The organism is Acidobacteriota bacterium, from assembly GCA_026393675.1.
Lineage (GTDB): Bacteria > Acidobacteriota > Vicinamibacteria > Vicinamibacterales > JAKQTR01 > JBAXOX01.
On sequence record JAPKZQ010000014.1, the window covers coordinates 1 to 22,158 of the forward strand.

Here is a 22,158-nt window from a genome sequence, read left to right on the forward strand (position 1 = left end):
GCCCGGCATACAGGTCCCGCTTCTGCTGGAGGTCTCACGACCTCACGCAGGGGACCGCGCTACCCTACTGCTCAGCGGTTCATAGGGGTGGGCTCCTTTCATCCCACGAGGAACACGCCGCTTCACGGCGCACCAAAATGCACCTTCCGGGACGTGTCGCCGAACGCGCGTGTGGGCCCTACCCCACGCCTGTCCCGGCCCTCACGGTGCGTTTTGCAGACTGACGCCCTTCGACTTCGCTCAGGACTTCGCAGTCGGCTTGGTTCGAGGGGCCGCTTCGGAAACCGTCTCCCCGTCAACCTATCGCAGGGCGCGATTTGTTCGCGCCCCGGGTACAATACTGGCGCATGAGGTTGACGCACGTCTTCGCGGCGCGGCAGCGCATCGCGCCGCACATCAGGCGCACGCCGCTGGTCCACTCGCCGTGGCTCTCGTCGCAGGCGGGGGCGACTGTCAGGCTGAAACTCGAGTCGCTCCAGGTGACCAACTCGTTCAAGGCCCGTGGCGCGGTCAACGTCGCCGCGGCACGACTCGAACGGGAGGCCGGCGACGTCGAGCGATCACGACTGCTCGTGACGGCGTCGGCCGGCAATCACGGCCGGGCGATGGCGTATGCGTGCGAGCGCCTGGGCTTGCGGCTGGTTGTCTTCACGCCGAAAGACGCACCGCGCGCCAAGCTGGATCCCATCACGCGGCATGGCGCCGATTTGCGTGCCGAAGCGTCGAGTTACGAAGAGGCTGAACTGCTGGCAAAGCGTTTCGCCGAAGCCTCGCGCGTCACCTACATTTCGCCCTACAGCCACCCGGACGTGATTGCTGGCGCGGCCACGATCGCGCTGGAAATTCTCGAGGACTGGCCGGAGGTCGATACGATCCTGGTCCCGGTCGGCGGCGGCGGACTGGTGAGCGGCATCGCGCTCGCCATCAAGGCTGTGTCATCGCACGTTCAGGTTGTCGGGGTCGAAGCAGAGGCCTCGCCGGCCTTCTCCACCTCGCTCGCCGCTGGACGCATCACCAAAGTGACCGTGAGGCCGACCATTGCCGACGGGCTCGCGGGAAACATGGATCCCGACACGATCACGTTCGATCTGGTCCAGCGCCACGTCGACCGGGTCGTCGTCGCGTCGGAACGGGCAATCGAGGATGCGGTACGCGGGTTGATGACGCACGAACATCTCGTGGCGGAGGGAGCCGGGGCGGCCGCGGTGGCTGCGCTCGCCGAAGGCCTTCACGTCAAGGGCCGGCATATCGCGGTTGTGCTGTCGGGATCCAATATCGATTCGGCGCGGCTGGGTGCGCTGCTTACTGATCGCCGGGTCTGACCGCCTCCACCAAGGTTACGGCGGTCCGCCGAAGCTTCACGCGAAGGCGGAAGACCCGGCCTCCAGTTCTAAAGACCCGGCCCACTTCCGAACCCCGAACCCCGAATCCCGCACCCCGACTCCTGACTCCTGACTACCGTCTACAGCCCCTACCGGGCAGGTGATTGTTCGAGGAGTCCTTCGAGAATCCTGGTCGCCTCACCCCTGGCACGGGCGTAGCTGGCCTCGAGTGCCGCCACTGATGAGATGACACCGGGATTGGCGGTGACGTTCCGCCATGGGAAGAGTCGCTGCTGAATTGCCGCGCGTGGGCTCATCACGCCGTTTGTGGCTCCCCACATCCGCAGCACTCGATCAGAGGCTGCGGCACGCGCGATCCATGTCGCTGCCCGTACTGCATCGCCAACGGCCGCCGCAGTCATGGCGGCGCAGCGTGCCCATGGCGCCTGATCATCAGCCTTGTCGGCCTGCGTCACGATCTGCTGTTCGAGCCTGAGGCCTTCGGCGCGATCCGCGCCGACCATGTGGATCCCGGCCAACATCGCCCACGCGTCGCAGGCGGCCGGATACAACCGTGTAATACCAGTGAGGGCGGTCGCCGCATCGGCCGTGCGGCGATCGAGCATCAGCGAGGACGCGAGCATCAGCGCGGCCGGAGGCAGATCGGCGTCACGCCTTTCCGAGCGCGGCGCTGTTGCATCGCCGCCGAGCGGGCGCACAATCCGCACGCGGGCCCGCAGGGTGTCCCACCACGGCAGTGACGGCGCCAGCGCCTGACCCCGCGCGGTTTCGACCATCGCCTGGTCGAACTCGCCGAGCGCGATATAGCCGGTGGCAAGTTGATAGCGCGCCAGCGGCGACACGGGATCCAGCTCGATGACGCGCCTGGTGAACCTCATCGATTTGGCCGGATCGACATCTCTCAGGAGCTCCGCGATCGCCCAGTACGCGGCGACGTACGATCGGTCGATCTCGATCGCGCCACGCAACCTGATCAGCGCTTCGCGCAGCGTTGGTGATGACAGACCGAGCGCGAGCTGAACGGGCGCGGCATCCGGGTCGGCTGTCGCGGCTTGCTCCGCAGCCTCGCGCATCCGTCTCGACACGTCCGCGAAAGCGAGGCGACCCTCGAAGGCGGCGCCAATCGACAGCGCCTCCACCAGTCCGGTCTGCGCTTCGAGCATAGAGGAATCGGCGGCGATCGCGCTTTCGAACAACTGCACGGCGCGGCTGGCATCCTGGGCTGCCATTGCGTCACGCGCCTGCAGGTAGGCGTCGAAGGCCGCCGGATCCACGATCCGGAGGGCGGCGCGGCTGGTGGCGGCAGACTGTTTGAAGGGAATGCCTAAACGTTCCGAAACGTCCCGGGCTATACGCGTTTCAAGGGCAATGATGTCGGCGGCCTGCGCGGTGTAGTCCCGATTCCAGATCGTCTGGCCATCGGCCCGATCCACGAGGCTGAGTCTCACGTTCAGCTTCTTCCAGTCCGGATCGGCTGGCGTGACCATGCCCGCCAGCGCCACGCTGGCCTGAACGTCCTGGGCCACTGACTGGGGCGAGCGGCCGGCAAATGCCCGGATCGACAATCGCCCGAGGGTCGTCACGCCGGTCATCTGACCGAGTCGCATCACCAGGTCTTCCGCCAGTCCAGGCCCGAAGTACGGCCGCGTGGCTTCTCCGCCGCCAATGGTGAAGGGCAGCACGACGACGAGCGGGGTCGGCCGTGGACCGATGTTGCGGTGCCAGGTCTGCCGCAGAACATCCTGCCAGTGCCAGGCGGCCAGCGCCGAGGCGGCAACCAGCAGCAGACTCAACAGTCCCGTTCGGACCCATCGTGCGCCCGCTTGTCGGGCGGGCACGGGCCGATCGATCGAGGCATCGTGGGCGCGCACGGTGTCGGATGCAGCGCGCAACTCCGCGGCCATCGCCGCCACGCTCTGGTACCGATCAGCAGGGTTCTTCGCCAGCGCCCTGGCGACGATGGCGTCAAGCGCGATCGGTACGGCTGGGTTGATCATGCTCGGAGTTGTCGGTGTCGACTGCACGACATTGAGACCGATGTCGCTGGCGTTTGATCCGCCAAACGGCTCACGTCCCGTGAGCATCTCGTGGATGATCGCGCCGAGCGCGAAGATGTCCGTCCGATCGTCGATCGCCTGACCCAGGACCTGCTCGGGCGACATGTAGCCGACCGCACCAATTCCCAGCGCGCTGCCCCGTTCGGCCAGGCGCGCCGATGTCTGGCGGGTGTCGCCACTGTCCCGTTCCCATGCCGTCAGGCCAAAATCCAGAACCTTCGCGTGGCCCTTCGGTGTGACAAAGACGGCAGTGGGCGTCAGTGCGCCGTGGATGAGTTGGCAGGCATGCGCCTCGGCGAGCGCGTCGGCCAACTGCAGGGCCAGGTCGAGCGCGCGCCGGATGTTGAGCGCGTGGCCGGATCCCAGGGCCGACAGCTTCTCGCCCGACACGAACTCGTACACCAGGTAGACATGGCCTTCATGTTCGCCGACATCGAACAGCGTGGCGATGTTGGAATGGGAAAGCGTGGTATACGGCCGGATGCTGTCAATGAAGCGCGTGCGGTGCAGCGGGTCGGGCGTGACATCGCCCAGCACGCGGACCGCCACCGTGCGGCCGATGCGCGTGTCGCGCGCGCGGTAGACGGTTCCCAGCCCGCCGGTGCCGACAACGCCGAGGATGTCGTAATGGCCGATTGCCTGGCTCATGGATGGTCCACGAGATTGCAAGTTCCAAAAAGTGCGCACCCGCGCGCTTCTTCGGACGTGTATCGGCCGATCCGGCCTGATTGATTAATTCCGGGAAGGGGAAAAAGACGCCGCACTATGCCGCGAACATGGCCGACCGGTTCGCCCGGTGCATCTCGAGCCCGCCCTGGAATTCCGCCAGGCGCGCCCGGAGAAACGCGCGGCCACGGTGCAGCCGCGACTTGAGGGTCTGTTCCTTGATGCCGAGCCTCGCGCTCGCCTCTTCGGTCGAGAGCCCCTGGATGTCGCGCAGAATGACCGGCACGCGATAGATGCTGGGCAGTTCGGGCAACGCGCGCGCCAGCTGTCGGCGCACCTGGCCGCGCAGCAGGGCCTCATCGGCCATGTGCGACCAATCCGGGGTTTCACGACGAATCTGGCCGCCGTTCTCTTCGACATCGGCCATCAGATCGTGTTCGGATACTTCGAAATAGGACGCACTTCGCCTGGACCTGAGCCTCGACATCGCGGTGTTGAACGTGATGCGGTAGATCCACGACGACAAGGCGGCATCTCCGCGAAACGCGTCGATGCGGCTGTAGACCTTCATCAGCACGTCCTGCGCGATCTCTTCAGCATCCTCCGGCGTCTTGACGTAACGCATGGCCAAATGCTGGATCCGCGACCGGTAGATCGCGTCGAGTTCGGCCACTGCCGATTCGTCGCGCGCACGCATGCGCGTGACCAACTGGGCATCCTTCACGTTCTGAGCAGGGACGGCGGTCATGGTTCTCTTCCTCGAAGTGAGGACCTGGTCAGCAATAGATTCGCCATCCTGGTCCTAGGTTCCTGATTACGCCCACCCCATTATCGCCCCTTATTCCGACCAATTCAATCGTATTTTAAGAGGGCCTGTAACACGCTGAATACACACTGTTTATTGGACACTCAATTTGTCGGCGTGCGCTGAAAGACGTCGCAGAATGCCGCGATCAAATGATCTTCCGCCTCACCAATCGGGAGGTCGCGCCCGGTGAGGCGCCGCAGCGAGGTCACACCACGGTCAGAGATTCCGCACGGGACAATCAGTTTGAAGAAGTCGAGATCGGTATTCACGTTGAAAGCAAATCCGTGGCTGGTCACCCAGCGCTGGATGCGGACGCCGATCGCCCCGATCTTCTCCGCTCCCACCCACGCTCCAGTCAGCCCCTGGATTCGCCTGGCCTCGAATCCGTAGTCGGCTGTCACCCGAATCATCACCTCTTCGAGATCTCGCACGTAGCGATGCACGTCGCACCGGTCCGGCTTGAGGCTCAGAATCGGGTAGCCGACGATCTGACCCGGGCCGTGGTAGGTCACATCGCCGCCGCGACCCGTCTCATGGAGTTCGACGCCCAGTTCGGCAAGTCTCTCAGGCGTGGCCAACACGTGCTGCCGGCTCTCCCCTGCTTTCACGCCCAGCGTCAGAACGTGCGGATGCTGCAGCAGGAGCAGTTCGTCACCGATCTCGTCAGCGATTCGCCTGGCGACCAGCGCCCGCTGAAGCTCGAGGCCTTCGGCGTAGGAAACGAGTCCCAGGCGTCTGATGGTGAGCGGACGGACGGAAGACATGGGTCAGGGATTGGGGATTGGGGATTGGGGATTGGAGCAGTCTGGTAGCTAACCCCTAATCCCTAACCCCTAGTCCCTGGTTTTCACACCGCGCTCGAATCGAAACTCTCGAGCGCCTTCTTCACGTAAGACATGTACTCATCCGCCACCGCGCCGTCGATGATGCGGTGGTCGTACCCAAGCGACAGGTACCCTTTGGTCCGGATGGCAATCATGTCGTCGACGACGGCGACGCGTTTCTCGATGTGGCCCACGCCCATGATGGCCACCTGCGGCTGGCTGATGATGGGCATCCCGAACTGCGCGCCAAACACACCGGGGTTGGTGATGGTGAACGTCCCGCCCTGCACCTCTTCGGGCTTGAGTTGTTTTGCTCGCGCGCGGGACGCGAGGTCCTGGATGGCGCGGCTCAGGTCCAGCACGTTTATTTCCCCGGCCCGTTTGATGACCGGCACGATCAGACCCCGATCAAGCGCGACGGCAATGCCGAGGTTGATCTCTTTCTTGTAGACGATCGTGTCACCGTCAACCGAACTGTTGACGACGGGTACGGCCTTGAGCGCGTCGACCGCCGCCTTCATCAGAAACGACATGAAGGTGAGCTTGACGCCCTGCCGCTCGTACTCGGCTTTCTTCGCCTCCCGGATCTTCACGATGCGCGTGTAGTCGACCTCGAACACCGAGTGCACGTGCGCTGAGGTCCGCTTGCTGTACACCATGTGCTCGGCGATCTTCTTGCGCATCACCGACATCGGGACAACCTGGACGTTGTCGCCTGGCTTGAATGCCGGCAAGTGAGGCGTGGCCGGCGCCGCGCGTGGCGCGGCGGCCGGTGCGACGCCGGTCGCGTCGCCAGGCGCCTTACTGATGTGCGCGAGGATGTCCTGCTTGGTGACGCGGCCGCCAAGTCCGGTGCCGGGAATCGTCGTGATGTCAACGTTGTGCTCGCCGGCGATCTTGCGCACGAGCGGAGACGACTTTATGCGCCGCAACTCGTCGCCAGACAGCCCGGCACCAGTCGACGCGGCCGGCTCGGCCGCAACGACCGCGGGCGCCACCGTCGCAGCGGGCCCGGGTGCAGCAGCGGGTACCGGAGCCGGGGCGGGCGACGGCGGCGGAACTTGCGTCGCCTTGACCGGGGCGGTTGCGACAACCGCCCCCACCTCGCCAATCACCGCAACGACCGCATTCACCGGGACGGTCTCGCCTTCCTTCGCCCGCACTTCCAGCAGCACGCCCGCCGACGGCGATGGGATTTCGGCATCGACCTTGTCGGTTGAAATCTCGAACAACGGCTCGTCGCGATCGACCCTATCGCCGACCTTCTTGATCCACCTGACGATGGTGCCTTCGGCGATCGACTCGCCCATCTGGGGCATTACGACGTCGGACATGAGGGACCTCGCATGGACAGCAGCTCGGAAGAAGAAGCCAGTGAAACCCCATCACGCATGAATCGCCGCCCCGTGCGTCGCGTGCGCGGCCTCGCCGACCGCCTCGGACATCGTCGGGTGCGCGTGAATCGTGCGAATCAGTTCCTCGACCGTGCTCTCGAGCCGGAGCGCCAGCGTGGCTTCGGCCACCAACTCCGTTGCCCGCGGTCCAATGATGTGCACGCCGAGCACTTCGTCGTACTTCTTGTCGGCCACGATCTTGACGAGGCCATCGGTCTCGTTGGCGATCCGGGCTCGCCCCAGCGCGCCAAACGGGAACGTCCCGACCCGCACATCATAGCCTCGTTCAACCGCCTGCTTTTCGGTGAGGCCGACGCTGCTGATCTCGGGATCGCAATACGTGCACTTGGGCACCTGGTCGTAGTTGATCGCGTGAAACGGCTGGCCTGCCAGCCGCTCGGCCAGCGCGATGCCCTCGGCCGTCGACAGGTGGGCGAGTTGCAGATGTCCGGGCGTGCCAAACGTGATCACATCACCGATGGCCGACACGTCGGCGACGCTCGTGCGGAACTGCTCGTCGACCCACACGTAGCCCTTTTCGAGCTTCACGCCGGCTTCCTCGGCGCCAAGCCCGGCGGTGACGGGACCGCGTCCGGTCGCCACCAGCAGATACTCGGCCGACAGTTTCTGCGTCGAGCCATCCGGCATCTTCATGTCGAGATCCACGCCATCGGCCTTCGCCCGGGCGGCGGTGACGGTGGTCGACGTATGAAACGTGATGCCCTGCTTCTTGAACGCCTTCTCCAGTTCGACCGAAATGGTCTCGTCTTCGAGCGGCACCAGGTGCGGCAGCAGTTCGACGATGGTGACGTCGCTGCCGAACCGCTTGAAGACAGTCGCGAACTCGACGCCAATCGGTCCGCTGCCCATCACGACGATGGACTTCGGCACCTCGCGCATGAAGATGGCCTCGTCGCTCGTGATGATGCGCTTCCGGTCGAGCTCGATGCCCGGCACGCTCCGTGCGCTCGACCCGGTGGCCACGACGATCTGGCGCGCAGTGAGCACCTGGGTCTCGCCGCCGGTTACCTCGACTTTGCCGGAGCCCGCCAGCCGCCCGCTGCCCTTGATCCAGTCGATCCCGTTCTTCTTGAAGAGGTACTCGATGCCGCGCGTCAGGACCGTCACGATCTTGTCCTTCCGCGTCTGCACCTGGTTCATGTCGATGCGGGGCGGCTCGGGGCCGAGCACCAGTCCCCATTCCTTTGCGCCCTGCGCGATCTTGAGCGCATGGGCATGCTCGAGGAGCGCTTTCGTGGGGATACAGCCCCAGTTCAGGCAGGTGCCGCCGAGCGTCTTCTGCCGCTCGATGACGGCGGCCTTGAGGCCGAGCTGCGCGGCACGGATCGCGGTCGGGTATCCGCCGGTGCCGGCACCGATGATGATGACGTCGTACTGGTTGGCCACGGATGGCTACTCCTCAGGTAGATCGCGAGCGGCACGAACGACACGGCGTCGGGCGCGGGCGAGGCTTCATCAAATCTGTTTCCGGAGGCTTCAGAAGTTCACGTTACTGGGAGGCTTGCGGCACTGTCAAGCAAGCCACGGTGATGATTGTGGCGACACGCAAGACGGGTTTCCCGGACATGGGGAGGGGGGCGCTGGCACCCAGCACTCCCGGGCCCGCGTTGGACGAAGACGGGACCCCTACCGCGCGATCTAGCACACTGAGTGCGGCGGCGCGCATTTATGTGTGGCATTCACGCACAGCCCGGCTCTTCTTGACGAACTGTGCGCCGGGTCACGACGACGGTGCGATAATGGCGCGGTCGGAATGGTCGGTTCCGTCCCGCTCTGGCCCTGGAGATGGAGGGAGTTACGCGTGGCGTCCAGCATGAAAACGGTCCTCATCGTCGACGATGACGAAGGGATGCGCGACACACTGACGGCGATCCTGCACCGCGACTACCGCGTGCTGCGGGCATCGACCGGCGAGCACGGGCTGGGCGTCCTTAATCGCGAAACCGTCGACGTGATCCTGCTGGACGTCAGGATGCCAGGCATCAACGGGCTGGATGTGCTGCGGCAGGTAAAGGAGACGCAGCGGCTGGTCGAAGTCATCATGATCTCGGCCATCAATGAAATCGAGACCGCCGTCCAGGCGATGAAGCTGGGCGCGTACCACTACATCACCAAGGATTTCGAGTACGACGCCGTCCTGTCTCTCGTGCGGAACGCGTGTGAGCGGCTCGATCTGAGCCGCAAGGTGATGACGCTCTCCGCGCAGGTGGCCGACGAGCGCGAGCGCCAGTTCGTCCAGGGCCCGAGCGTCAAGATGCGCGAGATTGCGGAACTGGTGCGCAAGGTGGCGGGGCTGTCTGCCACGGTCCTGATCCTCGGCGAGAGCGGCACCGGCAAGGAACTGATCGCGCGGATGATTCATCGCGAATCCGACCGGTCCGACGCGCCGTTCCTGCCGGTGAACCTCGCTGCGATTCCGGGCGAGCTGGTCGAGTCGGCGCTCTTCGGCCACGAGAAGGGGTCATTTACCGGGGCGGTCAGGCAGCAACTGGGCAAATTCGAAATCGCCTCTGGCGGAACGTTGTTTCTCGACGAAATTGGCGAACTGAAGCCCGACGTGCAGGCGAAGCTGCTGCGTGCCATCCAGGAATCCGAAATCGAACGCGTCGGCGGCACCAGATCGATCAAGGTGGATCTGCGAATCATCGCCGCGACCAACGTCGATCTCGAGAAGGCTGTACGGGAAGGCCGGTTCCGCGAGGATCTCTACTACCGGATCAACGTCATTCCGTTGAAGGTCCCGCCTCTGCGGGAGCGCATCGAGGATATCCCGGAGCTGGCGCTCTTCTTCCTCTCGCGCTACAACGCGAAATTCAGGAAATCGATCCGCGGGATCAGCGACTCGGCGCTGGCGGTGCTGCAGGCGTATCGATGGCCTGGCAACATCCGCGAACTCGAGAACCTCGTCGAGCGGCTGGTCGCGGTCTGTGATCAGGATGTGATCGAGAGCGAGAATCTGCCCTACGAGTACCACCTGGAGTCGCTCGTGAAGCCGGAGACCGCCACCGAGGCGCTGCTCGACAAGGCCTGTGAGACCTTCGAGCGCAATTTCGTCCTCCGGGCGCTGGAGCAGTCCGGCTGGAACGTGACCGCCACGGCCAGGACCCTCGGCGTGCCGCTGAGCACGCTCAAACACAAGATGGACCGCCTCGACATCCGCCAGATTGCCAGGAAACTGCGCAGCATCTAGCCGCCTGGACCGCATCCTCAGGTTGCAAAAATTGTAATCGTCCTGACGGTTCTGGTATCGCAATTTCTGCAACCGCCCGGAGCGCCGGTTGCGGCTGACAAATCCGTCATCTGCACACAACGGCACAGCCGCTCCCCGGCATGATGCCGCGACCTTCGATAAACACGCCTAATTGTAGGGAATCGCCGGATCCTGCTGCCCGCCGTTGCAGACCGATGCGCAGGGGTGCTGATCGGCCGGTTGTTGGCCCAACGGTTGCATTTATAATACGGGTGGAGATTGATTGAACATGCAGCCCTCCGCGTTCAACGTTCGAGTGCCCCTGCCGACGGGCGACGTGTTCCTGATGAACACCTTGACCGACGCGCAGTTGGTCGTCTCGAGCGACGCGGCGCGACTGGTCGAACAGCCGAGCGACGCCGACGCGAATGCGGCGAACTCTGGCGAGGACGTGCGCGATGCGCTCGCGACGTTTACCGAACACGGATTCCTCGTCCAGGATCACGCCTCCGAGCAGGCGGCCCTGGCGTTGCGCTTCAGAGAGTTCCGCGAAGACACCTCGCAGTTGCGCATCACGATTCTGACCACGCTGCAGTGCAACTTCGCCTGTGAATACTGCTACCAGGGCGACCGCGTGGATGCCGGACGTCCGGCCCCGACGATGTCGATCGAGACCTCGGCCCAGGTTGCGGCGTGGATCGCCAGCCAGCTAGATGCGGTCGGTCCCCGCCGGCTGGTGCTCACCTTCTTCGGCGGCGAACCGCTGCTGAACACCGCCGCGATGTTCGACCTCGCCGAGCGCTGCTGGCAGGCGACTCAGGCGAGAGGCGTGCAGCAACTGGTCAACATCATCACCAACGGCCTGCTTCTGTCTCCCGAGATCGTCGACCGGATGCTGCCGTTCAGGCTGAACGGCGTCAAGGTGACACTCGACGGCGACCGCGCCACCCACGATCGGGTGCGACCGACACGCGGGGGCCACGGCACCTTCGATCGCATCATCGCCAACATCCGGCGCGTGGCCGACAAGACGCCGATCGCGATTGGCGGCAACTTCGACGCCGCCACGGCTGAGCGCTATCCCGCGCTGCTCGACTTCCTCAAGGACCAGGAGTTCGCCGGCCGCATCTCGAAGGTCGCGTTCAAGCCGGTGATTGCGCCAAAGTCCGCGCAGACGCCGACAGGGTTGATTCCGCTGACGGCCGTGGGACCAGATCGCCAGCCGCTCAACGGCTCATGTATGAGCGTTGCGGGCAGCGGCAGCGCCGGGGTTTCGGCGTGCGACAGCTGCCACTTCGCCGACGAGCAGATGGCGATGCTGCGCGAAGAGACCAAGCGGCGCGGCTTCCCCACCGCCGACGGCGTGCACATGGGCCCGTGCGAGCTGTACCGGCGGCACTCTCACACGATCGGACCGGACGGATCACTCTACGCGTGCCCCGGCTTTACCGGCGACAACGCGTTGGCGGTTGGCCACATCAGCGCCGGAACCGACGGCGTGCAGTCCGAGGTGGCCTCACGTTTTGAGCGGCTCGCGCCCTGGCGCCAGTGCGGCGACTGCTCGTTCATTCCGGTGTGCGGAGGCGGTTGCGCGGTCGCCTCCCACGCGGAACTTGGTGACATGGAAGCGCCGTCGTGTCACAAGCGTGCGTTTGAATCGGCGTTGGTTTCGCTGGCGGAAGATGCCGTCAGCGCTTTGGCTGGAGGGGTACAATGAGGATCACTGTTGTGAAGCGCGGCGAAAAGCCCCCGATCGATTTCTGCCCTTGGATGATCAGCGTCCCACCAGAGGACAGCAAGTAGCGCGGCGACCACGCACACCCTGGGAGGGGGCAGGCAGTTGCTACGCCCGCGCGATTTGCATCGCCTCGGGCATCGTCTGGGCACTGTCTGCCCTCGCGTGCGTATCCGCCACGCCGCCCCCGCCGGCTGCGGGGCCGGCCACCATCGTCATCGGCATTCCGCAAAGCCGCCAGCTCGATCCCTTGCACGGCGTTCGCTCCCTCGCCAACTGGCTCGCACTCGAACGACTCACCGGCAACGATGCCAGCGGCAGAACGTCTCCGCGACTCGTCGAGAGCTGGTCGGAAGTCGACAACGGCCTGACCTGGCGTCTCGTACTCAAGTCGCAACTGCGGTATCAGGACGGTACGCCGCTCGTGGCCGCCGACGTCAAGCGCCAGATCGATGAGGCGCGCGGTGTTCCAGCCGGTCAGACACTCAGGGTGTGCGTGCCCGATATCAGGGACATCTCGGTCGCTGGCGATCGCGAGGTCGTGATTCGGCTGAACCGCCGATGCGCGTTCCTGCTCGACGATCTGGACATGACCATCACCCGGCCGGCCGTCGAGAACCGCCCGGATGTCGGGACGGGCCCGTTTGCGATCACCTCGTCGACCAGGGACGAGATCGTGCTGGGGGCGAACCCGTACTACTATCTCGGCAAGCCTGCGATCAGCCGGGTTGTCGTCAAGGCGTATGACACGCTGAGAACCGCATGGGCCGAAATGATGCGCGGCCATGTCGATTTCCTGTGGGAGGTCGGGCCGGACACGGCCGAGTTCCTGCGTGACCAGTCGAGCGTCCAGGTGCGTTCGTATCTCAGCTACTACGCCTACACGATCATCATGAACTCGGCGCGGCCAATCTTCCGCGATCCCACGGTGCGACGGGCGCTGAACATCGGCGTCAACCGCGCGGAACTGCTGCAGCAGGCGCTCAAGGGCCAGGGCCTGGCCGGCGACGATGCCGTCTGGCCTTCGTTCTGGGCGCGCGATAGCAGCGTGCCGACATGGCGGTACGACCCGGCCAAAGCGGCCGGCCTGCTTGAAACCGCCCGCCGCGGCAGTGGCATTCGGACCAGCGGGTTGAAAGCCGGAGCGCCGGCGCTCGAGTTTACATGCCTGTTGCCGGCGAACTTCGCGATCTATGAACGCCTGGCGTTGCTGGTTCAACGCCAACTGCGGTTGGTCAACGTCGAGATGCGGATTGAGGCGCTGCCCGCAGATGTCTACAACCGGCGCATCGCGATCGGCGATTTCGACGCGGTGCTGACCAACCTGGTCGGTGGGCCATACCGGACGATTCACTACTGGTTCTGGCATTCGCCGGGGGTTTCGAAGCGCTGGAACTTCTGGGGCTATCAGGATGCAGCCGTCGACGCGGCGCTCGAGCAGATGCGCGATGCGCCAGACGATAATGGCACACGCACCGCGATGAGGGCGTTGAGTCTCGCGCTTCGTGAGAACCCGCCGGCAATCGTGCTGGCATGGGGCGACACGGTTCAGGCCGTCAGCCGCCGGTTCGCACTACCGGACGGCGCGGCGGGCCGGGATGCGCTTCACAGCCTGAGCCGGTGGCGAATGCGGAATCCCGGGGGCGTGCTGCCATGAGGACGCTGCGCGTCAGATTTGCCGTCATGCTGGCGACGGCGGCCGTGGTGCCGCTGCTCACGTACGGCGCGGTGTCGCTTTATTCGCTCAGCAAAGGCACGCGGCTCACCGTGGAAGCGGGCAACCTCAACGTCGCGCGCCAGGTCGCCGAACAGGTGCGGCGCTACATCTCCACGAACCTCCAGATTCTCCAGGCGCTGGCCGCAGACCTGGAGAACACGAACCTCACTCCCGAGCAGACCGATCGCATCCTGAAGAACTACGTCCTGCGTTTTCCGGAGTTCCGCGAACTCACGGTGGTCGACGGCTCCGGAAGCGCCATGGCGACCAGCCGCCTGGGTCCGCCAGATGTCCTGAAGGCCCCGGAGTTCAAGGAACTCACATCGGTTCGATCCAGGCTGGGTGCGGCGGCCGGCGGGACGATCGTGGATGGCGTCCGGATGTCGCCCGTATTCGTCGACGGCGACATGTTGCCGACCACGCTTGTGGCCGCGCCGTTAGGCCGCGGTCAGCAACAGGCCGGATGGCTTGTCGGCGAGTTCAGCATAGAAGAACTCTGGCGGATGGTCGGCCGCATCCGCATCGGCACATGGGGCTACGCGCTGGTCCTCGGTCCCGGCGGCGAATTGCTCGCGCATGGCAATCCCGAGGAGCGGTCGAGGGTCGCCACCGACGCTCTCGCACGGACACAGGGCGGCGGGCCACGCGGCAGCGATCCAACCACCAACGCGATCGTCGATCAATTACGCACGGCTGGCCGGGATCAGGCGGTCGTGCGGGAAGACGAACGACCCACCGGCGGGCGCCTGCTCGCGGTCGGCGTCGGCATTCCCGATCTCGGCTGGACGGTCGTCGTCTCGCAGCCGACGCGGGAGGCGAACGCGGTGGCCGAACGCTATCGAGACACGCTGGTGGCCGCCATCAGCCTGGCGCTGGTGATCATGATTCTGGTCGGCTCGGTGTGGGGCCGATCGCTCATCACGCCGATCACCGCCCTCATCAAGGGCACGCAGGCCATCGCCGAGGGACGACTCGACGAGCGGGTCGCGATCGAGTCGAAGTCGGAACTCGGGAGTCTGGGTGCCGCGTTCAACGGGATGGCCGATCGCCTCGTGGAACTGCAGGACAACGTCCGCAAGCAGGAGCGCCATGCGATGTTCGGACGCGTGGCTGCCGGTTTGGTGCATGACCTGTCGCACCCGTTCAAGAACGTCCAGAACAACTGTCGGCTGATGCTCAAGATGCACGACGACCCGGAGTACCGGGAGATGTTCCGCCGGACCGTCGATCGCGAGTTCGGCACGATCAAGCGCGTGTTCGAGGATCTCCGCAACATCGCGCGGCCGATGCCGCTCGAGCACTTCCCGCTCGACGTCAACACCCTGGTGGCCGACATCGGTGAGTCGATGCGCGCCAACGCCGACACGGCGGGCGTAGCGCTCAGTGTGGAACTGGGCAGCACGCGCCTGTACATCCTGGGCGACATGTTCGCGCTCGGCCGCGTCTGCCGGAATCTGGTGTTGAATGCGATCGAAGCCACCCCGCCACAGGGCAGCATCGTGATGACAACGGCTGCCCTCGACGGAAAGGTCCAGATACGCGTGGCCGACACCGGATGTGGCATCCCGCCTGAGCGGATCGTCACCATGTTCGAGGATTTCGCGACCACCAAGCGTCAAGGCCTCGGTCTCGGCCTGGCCATCGTCAAGAAGATCGTCGAGCAGTTGGGAGGAACGGTCAGCGCGTCGAGCGAGGTCGGGCGGGGAACGACGTTCGTGCTGGAGTTCGGGCGAATCTCACCGCCGGAGGCGGCAGGATAGGATTGGCCGGATGATCGGTCGCGTGGCACGGTCTGGCACCAGACCAGACCGCAGCCACACGACGATCAATTGCGAAACGCAGGCCTGACGGCCATGCGTTCCTTGTTACTTGCGCGGAAGAACGGCGTCCTTCAGCTTCTTGGCAATGCGCGCCTTGACCACGGTCTTGGCCGGGATCTTGATGGGCTCACCCGTCGCCGGGTTGCGCCCCAGGCGGGCCTTGCGCTTCTGGATCACCAACTTCACCATGTCGGGGAGCACGAACTCGCCCGAGCGCTTCAGTTCCTTCTCCGAGAGCATGGTCAGCTCTTCGAAGAACTCGCGCGCCATTACCCGCTTCACTTCGAAGCGCTCGGCAAAGTGCGCAAACAGTTCCGACTTGCCCATCCTACGGGCCTCAGCCATTGCTTCTCTCCTCGTCAAAGCGTGCGCGCATTGTCCTGCTGGATGGTCTGCCGTGCGCGCTGCCAGCGACCTCAGGAGTCGTCTCGAATGTCGTTGCATGCTAACGCGCACGATCGGCCAGTGTCAATCGCTCAAATCGCAGATGTGGCCCTGATTTCGGCCTCCAAGTGATAAAATCCGCTCCGATGTCAAGTGTCACTATCGATACATTCCCGAATCCCCGGCCGGGCCGCGACTACGAAATTGCGATCAGCGCGCCGGAGTTCACGTCGGTCTGCCCGATGACCGGACTGCCCGATTTCGGGGAAATCCGGATTACCTACGTGCCCGACCAACGCTGCATCGAGTTGAAGGCATTGAAGTACTACCTGCTCGACTATCGAAACCGGGGCATCTTCTACGAGGCGGCCACCAACCAGATTCTCGACGACCTGGTGGCGGTCTGCCAGCCGCGCCGGATGACCGTGGTGGGCGACTTCACCGCACGGGGCGGCATCAAGACGTCGGTGTCCGCGACGTTCGTCAAGCCGTGACCGAAGACGACCCGTTCATTCTCCCAATTGACGGTACGCTCGACTTGCACGCGTTCAAACCGGAGGATGCCCGATCGCTGGTCGACGACTACGTGCGCGCCGCCCACGAGGCCGGTGTGCTGGAGATCCGCGTCGTGCATGGGCGCGGCAAGGGCGTGTTGCGCGGGATTGTGCAGGCCACGCTCGACACGCACCCGCTGGTCGAGGCGTTCTGGGACGATACGGCCTCTCACCTGGGGGCTACGCTCGCGAGATTGGTTGAGCGAGCGTAGGGAGTCGGGATTAGGGGGTCGGGATTCGGGATTCGGGAAACACGCGGCCTGAGCGCTCGTGCCCCGGGGGGACGGCTTCCGCAGCGGCCCCTCGAACCAAGCCGACAGCGAAGTCCTGAGCGAAGTCGAAGGGCGCCAGTCTGCAAAAAGCGCCGTTAGGGCCAGGACCGGCTGCGCGATTAGCGCGACCGTGAGGTCGGCGACGAGACCCGGTAAGGCGCGTTTTGCCGGCTTGAGTGAGCGGGGACGCGGAGGAACCGTCGTCCCGCAGGCACGAAGCTGAGAACCCAATCCCGAATCCCGAGATGATCCGCGTCATACCATCGCCTCGACGCCGGTGGTTCAATGGAGTGTATGAAAGCCACCGAAGTCCTGATGCACGAACACGAGCTCATCATGCGCGGCGTGGCCGTGCTCGATCGCATGGCCGAAAATGCCGAGTCCGGTCAACCGGTCCCGGCCGATCATGCCGAGGCCATCATCGAGTTCATCCGGAAGTTCGCCGACGGGTGTCATCATGCCAAGGAAGAAGGGGTATTGTTTCCGGCGATGGAAGCAGCTGGCATGCCCCGCGACGGCGGCCCAATTGCCGTGATGCTCGCCGAGCATGACGAGGGCCGCGCGGCGGTCAAGGCCATGTCGGCGGCGGTTTCCGCCTTCGGCACCGCTCCGGATGCCCCGGCGCAGTTCGCGCGCGCGGCACGCGCCTACGCCAACCTGCTCACCAATCACATCTACAAAGAGAACAACATCCTGTTCCGGATGGCCGACAACGTGATTGGGTCCCACAAGGATGCCGAGATGCTGCAGGCCTACGACGAGCACGAAGCCAGGGTGACAGGCCCTGGCGAGCACGAGCGCTTCCACAAGGTTATCGAGGGGCTCGAAGCCGCATACTCGCGATAGATAGGGGTTCCCGCCTTCGCCGGCCCATGCCGACACCGGCTTCGGCGTGGCGAGCTGGAGTCAGGGTTCGGGGGGCGGTTCCCTCACCTTGTTTTTCGAAGTCAGCTTGACTGATGCCTTCGTTGACACGAATCGACGTGAACTGCAGGGACGCCCTAATAGCGCGGCCGTCTGCAGTCGTGATCGTATCGGTCATTCGCGTTGGGAAGCGGATTCCCGCAACCTGCCGATACTCATCGTAGACCACGCGCCTTGACGCGGTACTTTCGATCGGCGGTTCGGCGCAGTCCCCCTCAGTGAGATTGTCGACGTAGCTGTATGCCTTGGGCAGAAAGCTGGACGAATCGACTTCCAGCAGGATTGCGAACCCGCCTTCGGTGGTGAACACGACGGGCATGCTTCCGGTCTTGTCTGGCTTCCGAAGCGTGGCACGTACTTTCAGCGCGGACGGCACACGAATGAGCGTCGTCAGAGAAATCGTGACAAACGTCTTCGTTGCGTTCTTCCGCGACATCGCCTTCGTCGCGTCGCTCGCGTCGGGTCTCTGCACATAACCGGACGGTCCGTCGATCGTAAACGTCGGGCCATTGTTGTTCCACTGGAAGCGATCCGGCAGGAGGATGCGGTATGTGAATGAGGCATCTCCCCGAGATCCCTCAATGAGTAGGGACTTCACCTCCAATAGCGTCTTCTGTCCACCCAACGCAGCACGAACCTTTTCGAGAACGTCATGAACAGGCTTCGTGGCTTCTATCCCCGCGACAACCTGCATCTCCTCGGTCGGCGTGATGGGAGACTGTCGGCAGGATCCCGTTGATGGCGAACCGAACAAGTCTGATGGCCCGGACCAGGCGAGGGGAAGCGCAGCGCTGAGGGCCAGGGCGATGACCACGGCGATTGATTTCATGAGCCTCCTTCAGTCGGGGGACAAGATAAACCTGATGGCGACGTGATTCGTTTCTGACAGCGGCTTCAGGCAGTTGTGTCGCCCGGTCGAACCATTGTGTTCGTCAATGCACCCAGAACACGCTCTTGCTGGGCTCCGGCGACGAACTTGACCGTCACCTCGATCCGGCACTCCTGCGGGATGCCGTTCAACCGCACCGGCGAGAACTGCCATTGCCGGACCGCCTCGAACGCTGATGCAGCGAATGCCGGGTCGGCCCCGTCGTTTGCCCGCATGTCTTTCAGGAATCCGTCGGTGCCCAGGCGGGCCTCCACCACCACTGTGCCGGAAGCGCCGTCGGTCGCGTGCGCCGATGGAAACACCGGCTTCATGTCGACCAGCTTGGTTGGCGGCGTGACGCACCCGCCGGTCGTGGACTGACTGCAGGGGTCGGCGTCGGACGCGGCCGGCTTGCGAAGTTGAAGACGGACAGGCGGCATCGCGGCTCGCGTCGAGGCTGGCGTACCAGCACCGCCGCCCTGGACGACGACCGTCTCGGAGAGCGACCCGATCTGCGCAACCACGTCTTGCGTCACTTGCTGTCCGGCTGCGAGGACGATTCGCCCCTGTTTCGTGAGGAAGCCTGGCTTCTTCACTTCCACCTGATACTCGCCTGCTGGCAGGCCGGTGATCGAAAACTGGCCTCCTTCGTCGGTCCGCACGTCAACTCTCTGCGCCGTGGCACTGTTGACCAGCGCGATCGTTACGCCGGACATCGCGCGTCCCGTCGCATCCATCAATGTCCCGGAGCAGCCCGCCGGCGGTGTCTGCCCGGCGATTGGCAGTGTCTTGGGAACGACGGCCAGGGAGACATCGCTAACACGCAGTTGTGTCTGCACGCTCGCTACTGGCTTCAGCTGATAAGCCACCGTCGCTGGTGCATGGGAGTCGTCGCTGCCACGCAGTTGCGTCTGCATGCTCGCGACCGGCGTCAGCCGATAAGTCGCCATGGCCGGTTGATCGGCTGGCAGCAATTGATCGCCGGATATGGATCGGGTGGTGGCCGCGACGTTCGACGGCGATAGCGCGGAGCCAGGATCATTCGAAGCCGCGACGACGCCCGCGATTGGGATCGTCACTCCGAGCAGTCCGACGGCGACCGCGATGCCGGCCATCCGGGTCAGGGGCGCGTGGTTCAACCTTGTATTCAGCATGACGCGTACTCTCCTTTCGAGGTGGGACGGCCGCGCCATGGCAGGCGCGGGAAACACTGAACGGCGCGTATGGGTGTGCCTGAAGGCACGCGCCACGTCCAACAGGTGCGTCGCGTACTCAGCCGCGTTGGTTCCCATACCCAACACCGCATCGTCACAGGCCTTCTCGCTCTCGTGCCGAAGACGTCGGCAGGCGATCCAGATCAGCGGGTTGAACCAATAGATGCATCGGAGGAACTCGGCGGCCATCTGCACGGCCCAGTCGCGACGCTCAACGTGCGCCAATTCGTGGCCGAGCACGGCGAGAACCCGATCCGTGGGCCATTTGCGAGCGGTTCTGGGCAGGATGACCTTCGGGTGCGCGAGTCCCCAAGTCACCAGCAGAGTGGGGTGGTCGGTTTGGAGCAGGCGCACGGGAGTTCTTGGCTTCCGCCGGTCCGACAGGGCGGTGACGATGTCGAACCAGGTGCCGTCCACGACCTGACGCGACCGCCATGTCACCCATGCCAGCCGGCCGAATCCCACGAGAAGCAAGGCAAGGCTGACCAGGACACCCGCGAGCCAGATTCGCTGTAGCGACGGCAGGGTGACGGTTCGCGGCCCGCTGGTTGAACCAAGACGGTTCTCTGTTGCCGGGCCATCGATCAGCCATTCAGAGTTCATCGGGCCGGCCGCGCCCGAGACGTCGCGCTGATGGGTCGTCAAAAACGCCGTCATCGGCATCTGCCACGCTGGCGCGATCAGTTGCACGACAGGTATCGCCGATGCGCACGCGATGGCCAAGGCGAGCACACAGTGGCGGAGCGCAGCCGATTGCCTTCGCAGGGCGGCCGCGGTCAGGAGCCCGACGAGGAGAACGGCGGACACCTTGATCATTGCGAGTCTGCTTTCCTGGCCTTGGCGACCAGTTCGGCAATCCTCGCGAGGTCGTCCTCAGACAGCCGCGTGGCTTCGCCCCCCAACACTGCGGCAACCACCTGCTCCGACGAGCCCTCGAAGAAGGTGTGCACGAGGTGCTTGAGCGCCGACTTTCTGGCTGCGTGGCGGGACACCGCCGGCATGTAGACGTACCGAAGGCCTTCTTCGTCGTGCCTGACGTGCCCTTTCTCCTCGAGCACGCGCAATTGGGTGCGCACCGTGGAGTAGTTGGGATCACCCGAGAGGTCCTTCATGACGTCGGCCGCGATGGCGCGTCCGCGACGGTACAGGATGTCCATGATTTGGCGTTCGCGGCGTGTCAGAACGAGGTGTGTGGCTGTGGTCATATGCTATTTTTGTAACACTTCTGCTATACATATAACACCACGTCCTGGCAGTGTCAACCGTCACGTGGACCGCGACATTCCACGGAAGTCCGGACGTTTGCCGGGCTGGAGCCCGGCGATCCCAGGCGTGTCGCGCTATCAGGACCACAGGCCGGGCTGTCCGCCTCCGCGCCGAAGCGCTACGGCGAGCCCTTGACGTAGCTCAACGAGCGAAGTCGGGGAGCCCGGCAATCCCGGGCGTGTCGCGCTATCAGAACCACAGGCCGGGCTGTCCGCCTCCGCGCCGAAGCGCTACGGCGAGCCCTTGATGTAGCTCAACGAGCGAAGTCGGGGAGCGTGGCGATCTTGGGGAAATGCCATAGGGGCACGGCATGCCGTGCCCCTACACAAACCAAGCGAGCGGAATTGCGGAGTCGGGAATCGGATCCGCCCCGAATCCCGGAGAGGTGCGGGGTTACTGCTCGATCGTCGCCTTCTTGATGTAGTCCTGCTTCGGGAACTCTTTCGTCAGGTACGTATTGCCCTCCATCTGGATTCGGCCCTGATCGGGACCTGTGCCCCTCGGCGCGCCTTCGCCGTACTCGGCGTAGAGTTTCTCGACGACGTCCATGCCAGACGTGATCTTGCCAAAGGGCGCGAATCCCTGCGAATCAAGGCCGGCGTTGTCGCGGTAGTTGATGAACACCTGCGTCGTCCGCGTGTCGGGAGATCCGCCCATCGCGTAGGTGAGATAGCCGCGCTTGTTGCTCTCTTTGACCGGATCGACGCCGATCGTCGCGCCGCGCCAGACAGATGACACGGCCGGATTGCCGTTGATCCCGAACTGGGCCATAAAGCCCGAGAGCACGCGGAAGAAGCGGCAGTCGTCGTAGAACCCGTTCTTGACGAGGTTGTAGAACCGGTCGGCGCCGAGCGGCGCCCAGTCACGGTGCACCTCGACGACAAATGAGCCGGCGCTGGTCTCGAACTTCGCCTTATAGACCGTTGGCGCTGTTTCCTTGAGGGCGCCCGGCGTCTTCAGGCCACCCGTTGCGGGCTGCGCACACGCCACGGCAGCCACGGCCAGCATCATCATCACAGACATGAACACGGCAAACGGTCGAACTCTCATGATTGACTCCTCCAGAACCCAATTCCATAACCCGTTCTTGCCGCCTTCGCC

General features: G+C 64.4%; 18 protein-coding genes. 8 read left to right on the plus strand and 10 right to left on the minus strand.

Features of this window, described 5'->3' with window-relative positions; translation table 11 throughout:
- The first annotated feature begins 347 nt into the window (after positions 1–347).
- Entirely contained in the window at positions 348–1,322 is a 975-nt protein-coding gene (locus tag NT151_04415; GenBank protein MCX6538164.1) for a threonine/serine dehydratase, read from the plus strand.
- 149 nt (positions 1,323–1,471) lie between these two features.
- On the opposite strand, the gene NT151_04420 is transcribed toward NT151_04415, so the two are convergent.
- From NT151_04420 to lpdA, 5 genes are all read right to left on the minus strand, one after another.
- Complete coding sequence (locus NT151_04420; protein ID MCX6538165.1) at positions 1,472–4,048, minus strand: protein kinase; 2,577 nt, start codon at positions 4,046–4,048, stop codon at positions 1,472–1,474.
- Positions 4,049–4,163: 115 nt separating this feature from the next.
- Positions 4,164–4,814, minus strand: coding sequence for a sigma-70 family RNA polymerase sigma factor (locus NT151_04425; GenBank protein ID MCX6538166.1), 651 nt, complete (start codon positions 4,812–4,814; stop codon positions 4,164–4,166).
- Positions 4,815–4,975: 161 nt separating this feature from the next.
- A complete protein-coding gene (lipB, locus tag NT151_04430; protein MCX6538167.1) occupies positions 4,976–5,638 on the minus strand; it encodes a lipoyl(octanoyl) transferase LipB in 663 nt (220 codons plus the stop codon).
- Positions 5,639–5,721: 83 nt separating this feature from the next.
- Positions 5,722–7,032: a dihydrolipoamide acetyltransferase family protein gene (locus tag NT151_04435; protein ID MCX6538168.1), complete on the minus strand. Its 1,311-nt coding sequence runs from the start codon at positions 7,030–7,032 to the stop codon at positions 5,722–5,724.
- A 51-nt stretch (positions 7,033–7,083) separates the two neighbouring features.
- Positions 7,084–8,499: a dihydrolipoyl dehydrogenase gene (gene lpdA / locus NT151_04440; GenBank protein ID MCX6538169.1), complete on the minus strand. Its 1,416-nt coding sequence runs from the start codon at positions 8,497–8,499 to the stop codon at positions 7,084–7,086.
- A gap of 415 nt (positions 8,500–8,914) precedes the next feature.
- On the opposite strand from lpdA, the gene NT151_04445 reads away from it, so the two are divergent.
- The 4 genes from NT151_04445 to NT151_04460 all read left to right on the plus strand — a co-directional run bounded on the left by NT151_04445 (position 8,915) and on the right by NT151_04460 (position 15,515).
- Positions 8,915–10,303: a sigma-54 dependent transcriptional regulator gene (locus tag NT151_04445; GenBank protein MCX6538170.1), complete on the plus strand. Its 1,389-nt coding sequence runs from the start codon at positions 8,915–8,917 to the stop codon at positions 10,301–10,303.
- A gap of 289 nt (positions 10,304–10,592) precedes the next feature.
- Positions 10,593–12,020 (plus strand): radical SAM protein, encoded by a 1,428-nt coding sequence (locus tag NT151_04450; protein ID MCX6538171.1) that lies wholly within the window; start codon positions 10,593–10,595, stop codon positions 12,018–12,020.
- Positions 12,021–12,069: 49 nt separating this feature from the next.
- Complete coding sequence (locus NT151_04455) at positions 12,070–13,695, plus strand: ABC transporter substrate-binding protein (GenBank protein ID MCX6538172.1); 1,626 nt, start codon at positions 12,070–12,072, stop codon at positions 13,693–13,695.
- Entirely contained in the window at positions 13,692–15,515 is a 1,824-nt protein-coding gene (locus NT151_04460; protein MCX6538173.1) for a sensor histidine kinase, read from the plus strand. The genes NT151_04455 and NT151_04460 overlap by 4 nt, the downstream gene beginning before the upstream one ends.
- Positions 15,516–15,620: 105 nt before the next feature.
- On the opposite strand, the gene NT151_04465 is transcribed toward NT151_04460, so the two are convergent.
- Positions 15,621–15,920, minus strand: coding sequence for an HU family DNA-binding protein (locus tag NT151_04465; GenBank protein ID MCX6538174.1), 300 nt, complete (start codon positions 15,918–15,920; stop codon positions 15,621–15,623).
- Positions 15,921–16,105: 185 nt separating this feature from the next.
- On the opposite strand from NT151_04465, the gene queF reads away from it, so the two are divergent.
- The 3 genes from queF to NT151_04480 all read left to right on the plus strand — a co-directional run bounded on the left by queF (position 16,106) and on the right by NT151_04480 (position 17,631).
- Entirely contained in the window at positions 16,106–16,453 is a 348-nt protein-coding gene (gene queF, locus NT151_04470; protein ID MCX6538175.1) for a preQ(1) synthase, read from the plus strand.
- Complete coding sequence (locus NT151_04475; protein MCX6538176.1) at positions 16,450–16,725, plus strand: Smr/MutS family protein; 276 nt, start codon at positions 16,450–16,452, stop codon at positions 16,723–16,725. Before queF ends, NT151_04475 begins: the two co-directional genes overlap by 4 nt.
- Before the next feature lie 354 nt (positions 16,726–17,079).
- Positions 17,080–17,631 (plus strand): hemerythrin domain-containing protein, encoded by a 552-nt coding sequence (locus NT151_04480; GenBank protein MCX6538177.1) that lies wholly within the window; start codon positions 17,080–17,082, stop codon positions 17,629–17,631.
- On the opposite strand, the gene NT151_04485 is transcribed toward NT151_04480, so the two are convergent.
- From NT151_04485 to NT151_04500, 4 genes are all read right to left on the minus strand, one after another.
- Complete coding sequence (locus tag NT151_04485; protein MCX6538178.1) at positions 17,597–18,538, minus strand: hypothetical protein; 942 nt, start codon at positions 18,536–18,538, stop codon at positions 17,597–17,599. The two genes, NT151_04480 and NT151_04485, sit on opposite strands and share 35 nt — an antisense overlap.
- 65 nt (positions 18,539–18,603) lie before the next feature.
- On the minus strand, positions 18,604–20,607 hold the full coding sequence (locus tag NT151_04490; protein MCX6538179.1) for a TonB family protein: 2,004 nt from the start codon (positions 20,605–20,607) through the stop codon (positions 18,604–18,606).
- Entirely contained in the window at positions 20,604–20,996 is a 393-nt protein-coding gene (locus tag NT151_04495; protein ID MCX6538180.1) for a BlaI/MecI/CopY family transcriptional regulator, read from the minus strand. Before NT151_04495 ends, NT151_04490 begins: the two co-directional genes overlap by 4 nt.
- Before the next feature lie 454 nt (positions 20,997–21,450).
- Complete coding sequence (locus tag NT151_04500; GenBank protein ID MCX6538181.1) at positions 21,451–22,107, minus strand: peptidylprolyl isomerase; 657 nt, start codon at positions 22,105–22,107, stop codon at positions 21,451–21,453.
- Positions 22,108–22,158: the final 51 nt, after the last annotated feature.